Origin of the sequence: Acinetobacter modestus, from assembly GCF_014636095.1 — a bacterium.
GTDB classification, from domain to species: Bacteria; Pseudomonadota; Gammaproteobacteria; order Pseudomonadales; family Moraxellaceae; genus Acinetobacter; species Acinetobacter modestus.
This window is the reverse complement of the sequence record NZ_BMDV01000002.1, coordinates 119,854-132,471: the sequence shown is the minus strand read 5'-3', so window position 1 is coordinate 132,471 and position 12,618 is coordinate 119,854. Positions and strand designations below refer to the sequence as shown.

Below are 12,618 nucleotides of genomic sequence, written 5' to 3'. Positions count from 1 at the left end.
CAACAAGATTTAGAGGCGTGCTAAGGCACGAGCAAAACGATTTAAACCTTCGTCAATATCTTCCATTGGAATAATTAGTGAAGGAGTGAAACGTACGACATCAGTACCTGCAACCAACGCCAACAAGCCTTCTTCACCCGCTAAGGTCACGATATTTTTTGCTTTGCCTGCATATTCATCTTTCAGAACGCAACCAATTAATAGACCTTGACCGCGGATTTCTTTGAATAAACCGTATTCAGCATTGATTTTATTCAAAGCATCGATGAAATATTGATGACGTTCTTTAACGCCATCTAAAACTTCTGGTGTATTGATGAATTCAAACACCGCACCTGCCACTGCACAAGCCAATGGGTTACCACCATAAGTCGTACCGTGATCACCCACCGCATACATGTTGGCATAATGATCTGTAGTAATCATTGCACCAATTGGGAAACCACCACCTAAGGCTTTTGCCGTCGTTAAAATATCTGGGGTTACGCCTGTATTCATATAGGCATAAAGTGAACCTGTACGACCAACACCTGTTTGTACTTCATCAAAAATCAGCACAGCGCCTTTTTCATCGCACAACGCACGTAAGCCTTTCAAAAATTCGATGTCAGCGGGTAACACACCACCTTCACCTTGGATCGGTTCTACGATCACCGCACAGGTATTTTCAGTAATAATAGCTTTAGCAGCATCTAAATCATTAAATGCCGTATGCTCGATTCCACCAGGTAAAGGTGCAAAATCTTGAGAATATTTAGGTTGTCCACCTGCTGTTACGGTAAACAAAGTTCGACCGTGGAATGCATTTTTAAATGCAACAATATGATTTTTATTTGGATTACCACTGAGTAAACCAACTTTACGTGCCAATTTTAATGCTGCTTCGTTCGCTTCTGCACCAGAGTTACAGAAAAAGACTTTGTCAGCGAATGTACTTTCAACCAATTGTTTTGCAAGGCGTAATACTGGCTCGTTGGTATAACCATTACCAATATGCCAAAGTTTTTGAGCTTGTTCTGTTAAAGCATTTACCGCAACTGGATGGGCATGACCTAAAGCATTAACCGCAATACCACCTGCAAAATCAATATATTCTTTATCGTTTTGATCCCAAATACGAGAACCTTCGCCACGAACCAAAATGAAATTTGCTGGAGCAAAAACAGGCACCATCCAATCATTAAAATTGCTACGTGTAATTGCGACTTCGCTCATTTTATTTACTCACTTCCTGTTTTTGATATGCAGGCTCATTGAATATTCAATGAGCCGTTTGCTTTAACTTTATGGATGGTTTATCCCGGGAAAATACCGCGCTCTTTACGAGCTTTGAGGATACGTTCACATGCTAAAATATAAGCTGCTGTACGCAAGCTACATTCCTTTTGCGCTGCGGTATTCCACACATCACTCATAGCCTGAATCATCAGCTTGTCGAGACGTTCATTAATTTCGTCTTCGCTCCAGAAATAACTCGCCATATCTTGAACCCATTCAAAATAACTGACGGTTACACCACCTGCGTTACAAATTACGTCAGGAACTACAGTAATGTTACGACTAACGAATACATCATCTGCTTCTGGATAAGTTGGTCCGTTTGCACCTTCAAGCACAATTTTCGCTTTGAGTTTTTGTGCACGTTCAACCGTAATCTGACCTTCTAATGCTGCTGGAATCAGAATATCCATATCGACATCCCAGAACTCTTCATCCGAGATCACAGTGGCTTCAGCAAAACCTTTCACGCCACCCTGTTCAGCAACATGCTTTTGTAATGCTTTTACGTTAAAACCTTCAGCATTAAAAATTGTGCCTGTGTGATCTTGCACAGCAACAATTTTTGCACCTGCATGATTAAACAAATAAGCAGCTTCATTACCTACATTACCAAAGCCTTGAACCGCAACTTTGCTACCTTCGATAGGTAATTTGATACGCTCTGCAACTTGCATACCTGTAACAAATACGCCACGACCTGTTGCACGAACACGACCTAATGAACCACCTAAATGCACAGGTTTTCCAGTCACAACACCCGTAACCGTATGACCTTTAATACTTGAATAAGTATCCATCATCCAGCCCATGATATTGGCATTAGTACCAACATCAGGTGCAGGAATATCAATTTGTGGACCGATAATTGGGCTAATTTCACTAGTAAAACGACGAGTTAAACGCTCTAATTCACGTGTTGAAAGTTCTTTAGGGTTAACACGAATACCACCTTTTGCGCCGCCAAATGGGAGATTAAGCACCGCAGTTTTAATGGTCATCCATGCTGATAACGCCATGACTTCATTCAATTCAACATCTTGGTGATAACGAATACCACCTTTACCAGGACCACGAGAGAGATTGTGCTGTACACGATAGCCTTCAAAATGACGAATTGTGCCATCATCCATCACGATTGGCACATCAACAATTAGCGTACGTTTTGGAGTTTTCAGTGTGTTGACAAAGTTGCTGAGGTCGGCATCCAAATAAGGTGCTACACGATCTACTTGAGTGAGAAAGGTTTGCCAAGCACTACCATTTTGAGCCGCATATGATAAAGACATCATCTTTTCCTTAATTAATCAATTGTCCCTGTTATCTACAGATTCCCTTACTGCAAAGGTTTCCGCTCACCCCATCGTTCCGTGTCAACATAGATCTCTTGATTCATTCGAAAAAAATGTTTGGGGCTTCGTATATTGATTATTATTAAGAATCAAATTGATTCACAAAATTCTTTATAATGATTAAAATGAATTAATTTTTATCAATTTGCTAATAGTAAGTATCAAAATGAACAATATTGATCATATTATCTTAGGTTTACTCAAAGATAATGCCCGGATCTCAATTACAGATCTGGCTGCAAAAACACGTGTATCAAGAGCAACGGTACAAAAGCGAATTGAATATATGGAATCGACGGGCATCATCACGGGATATACTGTACGCTTCCGCCCAAATGTAGAGAAAAATATTATCCGTGCTTGGATGAATATCATGGTGGAAGGAACCAAAGCGCAAGCGGTTATTCGTGAATTACGCTTAGAATCAGCCGTTGAACGCCTGCATACTACAAACGGGAAATGGGATATTTTGGTTGAATTACAGTCCGACAGTTTAGAAAATTTTGACAAGGCACTCGAACGAATTCGAAATATTTCAGGTATTTATAATAGTGAAACCAGCATTTTACTTTCTACATATAAAACATAATGATAGATGATAATTCACCTTGAAATGAATTAACTAGGATGCTCACACAAATTAAATGAGCATCCTTAGATTAAAGAATATTTTAACTTTTTTTCAAAGTTTTTTTGGTTAAAAAATCTAATGCTTGAGAATAATGAGTTGGTGTAATCCGCTGAATCAAATCTAAAATCTTCGCATCATTCCCAATCAATATTCGAGCTTTGTCATGTTTAACCGCCTCTAAAATGATTTTTGCAGCTTCCTCAGGTGGAGTTTTCAGGACTTTATTAAATGATCGACTAGCCTTTGCTGGATTCATACCCAAAGAACGGATACTGTCACTCATACGAGCACTATTAGCGATATTGGTTCGTATACCACCCGGATGCACACAAGTCGCACTGACACCATTATTTTGCATATTTAATTCTTGACGTAATGATTCGGTAAAACCACGCACTGCAAACTTTGTTGCATTATAAGCACTTTGAGAAGGTTGAGCAGTGAGTCCAAATAAACTAGAAATATTAATGATATGCCCTTCACCACTTTGCTTTAAATAAGGCAAAAACTCTTTTGTGCCATAGACAACACCCCAAAAATTAATATTAAAAATCCATTCCATTTCTTCATAGCTCATACCTTCTACGGTGCTTGCTAATGCAACGCCGGCATTGTTAAAAATCAAATTGATTTTGCCGTGATCTTTGAAACTATTCTCCGCCCATTCACGTACAGCTTGCTGATGAGAAACATCCAGTTTGGTTAAAGTGACTTTCACAGGATATTGTTTTACTAAAGACAATGTTTCAGCTAAACCTTGATCATTCACATCGCTCAAAGCTAAATCAGCGCCTTGCTGTGCTAATAAAATTGCAAGTTGTTGACCGATTCCAGAACCTGCACCTGTAATTGCAGCAACTTTTTGATTAAAACTTTTCATATGATGACTCTAATTTAATTGATAAAAATTGGCAGCGTTTTGTCTAAAAATGGAATACATCGCTTGATTACCATAAGGTGTAATCATTTCAATATAAGCTTGGATCAAATCGCTTAGCGTTGTATTTGCTTTATCCATAGGAAAATTTGAAGCAAAAATGATTCGATCTGGGCCAAATACCTGTATTGCATGTTGAATCAATGGTGTTAATAAATTCACCATTTCATAGACGGTTGCAGTACGGTATTGTTGATAAAATCGGTGTCCCAACACGGGCATCATCAGCCCTGAAATCTTGGCATAGACATTTTTCTGCTCAGCCAAAACTGCCAAATCATGCCGCCATTGCTGGAAAATGGCGGCACGTTGTGACGGTGTTTGGCCAGTTTTTTTGCCAATAGGGCCAAAAAGTCCTGCGGGTGTTGCCAAATGATCAATGACTATAGCTGTTTGAGGAAATTGTTTCGCTAATTTTGTAATTTCTGAAATTTGTGTTGAATAAGTCCATGCATCAAAAGATAAATCCATTTTGGCAAGTTGTTCAAAGCCTTTAAGGAATTTTTTAGACTGATATAAATGTGCTTGATCACACCAACGATAAATACCAGAATCCTCATGCCAAGAAGCCATTTTACGAATACCTCTAAATAAAGGACTGGCATCTTGATGCGCGTTTAAAATCTGTTTAAATTTTCGATCTCGCGGGTCAGCAGTGGCAATAATTGCACCTAGCTTTAAATTTTGGTCTTTAAAATTTAATTGTTGAATCCATTTGGTTTCTTCGACAACACCAAAGCCTTTATGATGATGCCAATTTGCTTCGACATGTACTACGCTTTCAATCGCATGATGTCCCATATCTTCATGATAATTTTGAGGGAGATAAGGACTCAATGCATATTCAGTTAATCCTAGTGTGTCTAAAAGTGGCTTCGGTTTAACGAATCGCACAACTTTATCCATCACACGGGGATAATTCCCCAAAGCTTTAACCAACAAGGCAGCAGAATGTGGAGTATGGTATGGATCCCATTGATGGATATGCGGATCTATAATTGCGAAATCGAGTTTTTTCATTCCGATACTCTTTATTATTTCAAAAGATGAAGATGTGATGATCATCGTCCCAAATCATCATTTATTTAATTTTTAAAATACGGCTTATTTTTAGAGTACAGAACAAAAATCTATGAATAAAATGATTTATTCTAATGAAGAGCTATGAATATTATTCATTGTTTTGAATGGCTGGATGAATATAACTCAAGCAGCATCTAGTAGATGTTGATCATCGTAGCGAAACAGACTCGTAAGCTTAAATTTACTATATTAAATGAATAGCTAAACAGTGCTATAAATCAAGCTTGAAGCTGATTTTAAAGAAAATATTCCCAAATGATGTAGCCTAAACCAAAACCGATAAAAGCATAGAGTGTGATAATAAAAAATACGAAACTCGCATTATTTTTCTTTTTTAAAAAACTCATATTTAGCCCATTCGTATCAACTTCGTTATACTTTGAATGAATACAGATAATAAAGGTAGATACAGATTTTATAAAAAAAATATAACAGATAGTTTTATGAGAGTAATAATAAGCTAAAAACCTGAAAGATCATTCAAGAGCAGTCAGGTTTTGTTTTAGATTACAAAATTACATTTACGTTTCAGCAATCAGACTAGATCTGGCTCAATCAAAAAGTAACTCGGCGATAATTTCGATATTCAGGTGTCCAAAAATTATCTTCAATCACATTTTTCAGCACATCATTGCTCATGGGTACTGCTAATCCATCTGCCATAGCAGCTTTTGCAACTTTAAAAGCAATGAATTTGGAGACTTGATGAATGTCATTAATATTTGGCAATAGATCTGCAGCTGGATTTTTTAAACGCGGTGAACAATCTGCCAATGCTGTGCTTGCAGCCATCAACATTGCATCACTAATATGATTTGCACCACACGCAATCACACCCAAGCCTATTCCTGGGAAAATATACGAATTATTACACTGAGCAATCGTATAAGTTTTACCTTGGAAATATACTGGTGCAAAAGGACTACCTGTCGCAACGATTGCAGCACCTTGCGTCCATTCAATAATATCTTTTGGCTGAGCTTCTACTTGAGAAGTCGGGTTAGATAATGGCAAAACAATCGGATGCTTATAATATTTAGCCAAAGTTTTAATCACTTCTTCACTAAATAAACCTGCTTGCCCTGATACACCAATCAGAATACTTGGTTTAGCATTTTTTACGACATCAAGTAGCGCAATCTCTTGTCCTGCATATTCCCATTCTGAAATTGCATTCACAGGTGTTGCGAGTTTTTGTTGAAAGTCGAGTAAATTGGGCTGTTGATCGGTCATTAAACCGAAGCGATCAACCATGAAAATACGTGAACGGGCTTCATGATCGCTCAAACCTTCATCCATCATTTGTCTAACGATATGCTCAGCAATACCACATCCTGCTGAACCAGCACCAACAAAAGTAATTGTTTGATCTCTAAGTTGTTTACCAAGTGCTCTAGATGCAGCAATTAAACTAGCAACTGTAACTGCTGCAGTTCCTTGAATGTCATCATTAAAGCAGCAAATTTTATCTCGATATTGAGTCAATAATGGCATTGCATTAATTTGGGCAAAATCTTCAAACTGTATCAACACATTCGGCCAACGTTCACGCACAGCAGAAATAATCTGTTCGACAAATTGGTAATATTGCTCCCCTCTGATTCGAGGTTGCTTCAATCCCATGTAAATTGGATCATTGAGTAATTCTTGATTATTGGTACCAACATCTATTGTAATTGGTAACGTATAGGCAGGACTAATACCTCCACATGCGGTATATAGAGATAATTTTCCAATTGGAATTCCCATACCGCCAATACCCTGATCACCTAAACCAAGGATGCGCTCACCATCGGTAATAACAATCACTTTGACATTTTTCTTATTCACATTATGAATAATTTGATCGATGTATTGACGTTCAGCATATGAGATGAAAATCCCACGATGACGACGATAAATATCAGAAAAACGCTGGCAAGCTTCGCCGACGGTTGGTGTATAAATGATGGGTAGCATTTCATCTAAATGCTGACTCAATAAATTATAAAAAAGTGTTTCATTTGTGTCTTGAATATTTCTTAAATAAATATGCTTATTCAAGTTATTGTCAAATGACAAGTACTGCTGATAAGAGCGTTGCGTTTGTTCTTCGATGTTTTCGATATTGTTAGGTATCAGTCCATGCAAGTTAAACTGCTCACGCTCTTCAGTCGAAAAAGCTGAACCTTTATTCAAGAGTGGAAGTTCTAAAAGAGCGTTCCCAGCATAGGGAATATATAAAGGTTTTTGGGTTTTACTAGGATTTGCGGGCATACCTTACTCTTTCGATGATCTATCAAATATCAAATTTTCTTTGCTCAAGATGGAATTAAAATCACCTTAAACGAAGTGCATAATTTACACCAATAGACACCTAAAGCTGCATATATCTCAGTATATAAAAGGTGATTGGTTATTTAGGAAATAAATACTCTGTTTAAATTATATCCATTCTGACCGTAACAATCGTAACAATTGGTATATCACTTTAAGAGCGAAGAGCCAAAATGTAATCACTTGAGCAAACATCACCAACATGCTGTGTAATGTTTGCTCAATCGTTTAATTAGTTATTTTCTTGTTCATATTCCTGAATCGCTTCTTTGGCAATTCGGAAACTATCTACGGCTGCCGGTACACCACAATAAATTGCGACTTGTAGCAGCACCTCACGAATTTTTTCTTTAGGTACACCATTACGCAAAGCACCTTTGACATGAAGCTTCAACTCATGTGGACGATTAAGCGCAGAAATCATGGCAAGATTGATTAAGCTTCGCTCAGGTTTGCTCAGTTCCTCTCGCCCCCAAACTGCACCCCAGCAATACTCTGTGACTAACTCTTGTAAAGGTAAGTTAAAATCATCAGCATTGTTGATCGAATTATTGACATAAGCTTCACCCAACACTTGTTTACGAATGGCTAAGCCTTTTTCAAATTTTTCATTACTCATGCATTCAATCCCCCAAATAAGGTGTATTTGATTTCAAGATAATCTTCGATCCCGTATTTTGAACCTTCACGACCTAAGCCCGACTGTTTGATTCCACCAAATGGTGCGACTTCATTGGAAATTAAGCCCTTATTAATTCCAACCATACCGTATTCAAGCTGCTCACTCATCCGCCAAGCGCGCCCTAAATCTTTGGTATAACAATAAGCCGCTAAGCCAAATTCCGTCGCATTTGCCATTTCAATGGCTTGTTGTTCAGTTTCAAACTTGAATACAGCAGCCAATGGACCAAATGTTTCTTGAGTCGCCACCTCCATCTCAGCGGTGACATCAGCAATAATGGTAGGTTCATAGAATAACTCACCTGCACTATGACGTTTACCACCAGCAACCAAACGACCTGCTTTAGCTAAGGCATCAGCGACGTGAGCTTCAACCTTTTTCACTGCATTCGCATTAATTAATGGACCAATTTCACTCCCAACATCCAAACCATTGCCGATTGCAAAAGCATTAACTTTTTCACTTAATGCGTGAATGAATTTTTCGTAAATTCCTTCTTGAACAAGAAAACGATTCACACAAACACAGGTTTGTCCTGCATTGCGATATTTAGCAATTAATGCCCCTTCGATTGCAGCATCCAAATCTGCATCATCAAAGACAATAAAAGGTGCATTACCGCCCAATTCTAATGAAACTTTTTTCAGAGTTTGCGCTGAACGTTGATACAGTAATTTTCCAACGGGTGTTGAACCTGTGAAGGTAAATTTCCGCACATCATCACTTTCAAAGATTGCATCCCCAATCGTGACCGCATCACCTGTAATGACACTAAAAATCTCAGCAGGTACGCCTGCTTGAATCGCTAAATCGACCAAAGCCAATGCCGTAAATGGGGTTTCTGGCGCAGGTTTAACGATACAAGGACAACCCGCAGCCAAAGCCGGTGCAACTTTACGAGTAATCATTGCCGCAGGGAAATTCCACGGCGTGATTGCTGCAACAACCCCAATCGGTTGCTTGCTCACGATAATCCGTGCATCTGGATAAGGACTTGGAACAATATCACCATAAACACGCTTTGCTTCTTCAGCAAACCATTCAACAAAGCTAGCAGCATATAAAATTTCACCTCTCGCTTCTGCTAAAGGTTTTCCTTGTTCGCTAGTCAAAATAAATGCAAGTTGATCTGCATTTTCAACCATCAAATCGAACCATTTTTTTAAAATCGTTGAGCGATCTTTGGCTGTTTTATTTTTCCATACAGCCCAACCTGCAACTGCTGCTTGAATTGCGCGTTCGGCTTCTGCCTTGCCCATATTCGGTACAGTACCAATCACTTCTTGTGTTGCAGGGTTATAAATATCAGAAGTTTGTTGATTATCGGCATCACACCATTGTCCAGCAACAAAAGCTTGTTGATGAAATAATGGCAATTGATTAAGTTGCATACTGATTATCCTATTTAGACTTCGGCATTAATACACAGAACATTTTACAAAACAGTATCAATGTTCTGGTATTAAATAAACCTGTATTATGGCATACCAAATAAATCTTGAAAAAAATTTTCGGTTGCCCGAATGTTATAGCTGATTTTAGAAGTAATAGAATAGCGTTAAGTTGAGTAACTTATTCCATTTACCATCATCTCCAACTGCCAGTGATTTTTCAGTACCACCAATGAAGGGATCATTTTGACTCATAATGTATTCTGCGACCAAAGAAATCTGTTTATGGTCGATTGAAACACCAAGGATATTACGGGTTGAATCTTGAGAACCAGCCAAATCCTTATTGTACCGACTGTGCATAAAATACGGCGTGATATTGCCAATTTGCTTAACATCTTTAAAAGTGTAGCCAAGATCAGCTGTATAGTAAGTCGCTTTGTTTGCAACATAATATTCGCTGTCATATGAACCCATCAAAGATGAAGTTGCATCAACAACGTCTTTATTACTGACATCATTTTTACCACCCGTTAAGGTCAGACCTAGATTGCCATAATTGATTTTGCTAAATAATGCCCACGCATTACGTCGACCCGTTTGAGATGTGGTTTTATTGTCAATCTCTGAAGTCCAATATGAAGCACCGACTTGAGTAGTTAAACCTTTTACACCCAGATTAATATCTTGGGTAATACGTCCAACCCACATGTTTTTCTCTTCGATATCACTTTTCGTAATGTCATCAGAACTTACATAGTTCGCACTATAGCGACCAGAGTCCTTGGTGGTACCTTCATAGTGACCCGCATCTGCCGCAAAATAACCGACATCAAATTTAGTCGCACTCGGCAATTCAAAATGATAGTTCAAACCTAAATTATGAACATCTTCTAAACCTGCTGTAGTATTGATACTACCGTACAAACTATTGCCCCAGAAACGTCCTGGTCCAAATGGAATAGCTTGCATTCCTGCCACAACCTGATCAGTTTCATTTAAATGATAACCTGCATACGCATCGATCAAGGTTGAAAAATCACACAGCGTATCGTATTGATAACAGCGATATTCAGCATGTCCAAATAGTTTGCCGCGTTCATAATCAAGTTTTAGTTGTGCAGCATCAAAACGGATCTTATGTTCTGAAGCAGGTTCACCGTAATCTTTGTCTTGATAATTGGCACGTACATAACCAGAAACCGTTAACTTGCCTGAGTCGGCATTACTGTCGCCAAAACTAATTCCTGCATAACTTGGTGTAACCATACTGGTTAATGCAGTTGCCAATGTGAGTTGTAAATAACTTTTTTTCATGTCATCGATTCCATTCTAAGCATGTTTAATGTTGCGCTTTTACATTGAGTGATGGGCTACTGCATTTAATCTTTTCGAGATTAAAGACGTAGTACACAACAAAACTCACTACCAATCCGATTACCCAAGAAATATCCACATCCTGAATGACGTTTGCGAATGGGCCTGTAAAAAATGCATTGGTAAGAAAAGGGATTTGAACCACGATTCCAATGAAATATGCAGTTAAAGCTTTGCCATTAAATTTGCCGTAGATGCCACCATCTTGTGCGAAGATCGACTGAATATCATAAGATTTCTTATTGATCACATAGAAATCCAATAGGTTAATCGATACCCAAGGCACTAAAATAAATAGTAAGGCAAAAATGACGTTCAGGAAGAAGCTAATAAAGTTGCTTGATGCCCAAAGTGCTGTAAACGTAGCGAGGATTAAAACCATAATCGACAAAATAATACGGACATTCTTACTTGGCATCCATTGACCTGCAAAGGTTTGGATCGAAGTAATACACGATAAAACCGCACCATATAAATTCATGGCATTGTGACCGATGATATTACAAAGGAATAAAATCATCAGAATCGAACCGAAAATACCTGTACCCGATTTCACCGCTTCCATCGCATCGGTACCAGAACCAATACTCACCGCCACTGTACCAAATGCCATCGCAAAGATCGTTCCAAGCGAAGCGCCCAAGTAAGTGAAGATAAATGGTTTAAAAATCCCAATCGACTTGGGTAAATAACGTGAATAGTCTGAGGTATAAGGTGAAAAACTAATTTGCCAAACTGCACATAGACCAAACATGGCAAACCAACCTTTTAGGTTAAATGAGCCTTTGGCAAGTACTTCAGCATTAATTTGTGGCAACATCATCAATAAGCCGATCAGCAATGAGCCGCCCATTAACCATGTCCCAATTTTATTAAAATTATGGATTAGATGATAACCCACTACCCCAATGGTCGTTGCTGCAATTGCACCAATCACCGTCGCAGTTGGAACAGGGATTGCGGGAACGACGGTATGTAAGGTTTTACCTGACAAGATAATGTTGGAAATAAAGAAACCGAGATAAATCAGTGTTGTAAATAATACGACTAATAATGCACCATAACGCCCAAACTGTGCTCGGCTTTGAATCATCTGGGGAATGCCGACTTGGGGTCCTTGAGCAGAAGTTAAAGCTAAAATTGCTGCACCAAAGAAATGGCCACAACAAATCGCCACTAGCGCACTTATCAAACTGAGGTTAAACGTTAGCATCGACATTGCACCAGTAATCACAGCTAAGGGTGCAATATTGGTACAAAACCAGAGCGTGAATAGATCACGTACTTTTCCGTGACGTTGAGATGGATCAACATAATCAATTGAATTGCTTTCAATGGCGAAAGCACTATTTTCATTTTGGCTCATATCCTTAATCTCTCTTTGAGGACTTCATTTTCCTCAATATCAAATATTTGTGAGAGTAAACTTAGGTTTCACAACCTGCCTGATCAGCGCCATATCCAGATGACCTGACCTTTATTTCTCTTGTTTTACAGACGAATCACATCAACTTTGGTTAAAGAAATGGCAAAAAAAGATAAAGGAAACCTTGTTGAGGCTCTTGAAGCTC

11 protein-coding genes are annotated in these 12,618 nt (G+C 38.5%); 1 reads left to right on the top strand and 10 read right to left on the bottom strand.

Annotated features, from left to right (window positions below; genetic code table 11):
- Positions 1–9: 9 nt before the first annotated feature.
- Together IEV17_RS04675 and IEV17_RS04670 are read right to left on the bottom strand one after the other, a co-directional pair.
- Positions 10–1,215 (bottom strand): aspartate aminotransferase family protein, encoded by a 1,206-nt coding sequence (locus tag IEV17_RS04675; protein ID WP_004660979.1) that lies wholly within the window; start codon positions 1,213–1,215, stop codon positions 10–12.
- 80 nt (positions 1,216–1,295) lie between these two features.
- Positions 1,296–2,570, bottom strand: a complete 1,275-nt coding sequence (locus IEV17_RS04670; RefSeq protein ID WP_155757114.1) for a Glu/Leu/Phe/Val family dehydrogenase — start codon at positions 2,568–2,570, stop codon at positions 1,296–1,298.
- 226 nt (positions 2,571–2,796) lie between these two features.
- Between IEV17_RS04670 and IEV17_RS04665 the strand changes: the two genes are divergently transcribed.
- Positions 2,797–3,219, top strand: coding sequence for an Lrp/AsnC family transcriptional regulator (locus IEV17_RS04665; protein WP_004660976.1), 423 nt, complete (start codon positions 2,797–2,799; stop codon positions 3,217–3,219).
- A gap of 82 nt (positions 3,220–3,301) precedes the next feature.
- Here IEV17_RS04665 and IEV17_RS04660 read toward each other — a convergent pair whose 3' ends face one another.
- The 8 genes from IEV17_RS04660 to IEV17_RS04625 form a co-directional block, all read right to left on the bottom strand.
- Entirely contained in the window at positions 3,302–4,141 is an 840-nt protein-coding gene (locus IEV17_RS04660; RefSeq protein ID WP_004660975.1) for an SDR family NAD(P)-dependent oxidoreductase, read from the bottom strand.
- 9 nt (positions 4,142–4,150) lie between these two features.
- The gene (locus IEV17_RS04655; RefSeq protein WP_004660974.1) at positions 4,151–5,218 is read right to left on the bottom strand and encodes an amidohydrolase family protein; all 1,068 of its coding nucleotides are present in this window, start codon (positions 5,216–5,218) and stop codon (positions 4,151–4,153) included.
- A gap of 299 nt (positions 5,219–5,517) precedes the next feature.
- Positions 5,518–5,628 carry a hypothetical protein gene (locus IEV17_RS04650; RefSeq protein WP_087543379.1) on the bottom strand — a complete coding sequence of 37 codons (111 nt, stop codon included), beginning with the start codon at positions 5,626–5,628 and terminating at the stop codon, positions 5,518–5,520.
- Positions 5,629–5,836: 208 nt separating this feature from the next.
- Positions 5,837–7,537: an NAD-dependent malic enzyme gene (locus tag IEV17_RS04645; RefSeq protein ID WP_004660973.1), complete on the bottom strand. Its 1,701-nt coding sequence runs from the start codon at positions 7,535–7,537 to the stop codon at positions 5,837–5,839.
- A gap of 292 nt (positions 7,538–7,829) precedes the next feature.
- Positions 7,830–8,216, bottom strand: a complete 387-nt coding sequence (locus tag IEV17_RS04640) for a carboxymuconolactone decarboxylase family protein (RefSeq protein WP_004660972.1) — start codon at positions 8,214–8,216, stop codon at positions 7,830–7,832.
- Positions 8,213–9,670, bottom strand: coding sequence for an NAD-dependent succinate-semialdehyde dehydrogenase (locus IEV17_RS04635; RefSeq protein ID WP_004660971.1), 1,458 nt, complete (start codon positions 9,668–9,670; stop codon positions 8,213–8,215). The genes IEV17_RS04640 and IEV17_RS04635 overlap by 4 nt, the downstream gene beginning before the upstream one ends.
- Before the next feature lie 147 nt (positions 9,671–9,817).
- Complete coding sequence (locus tag IEV17_RS04630) at positions 9,818–10,987, bottom strand: hypothetical protein (RefSeq protein WP_004660970.1); 1,170 nt, start codon at positions 10,985–10,987, stop codon at positions 9,818–9,820.
- A gap of 25 nt (positions 10,988–11,012) precedes the next feature.
- Positions 11,013–12,413 carry a purine-cytosine permease family protein gene (locus IEV17_RS04625; RefSeq protein ID WP_004660969.1) on the bottom strand — a complete coding sequence of 467 codons (1,401 nt, stop codon included), beginning with the start codon at positions 12,411–12,413 and terminating at the stop codon, positions 11,013–11,015.
- Between the last annotated feature and the right edge of the window lie 205 nt (positions 12,414–12,618).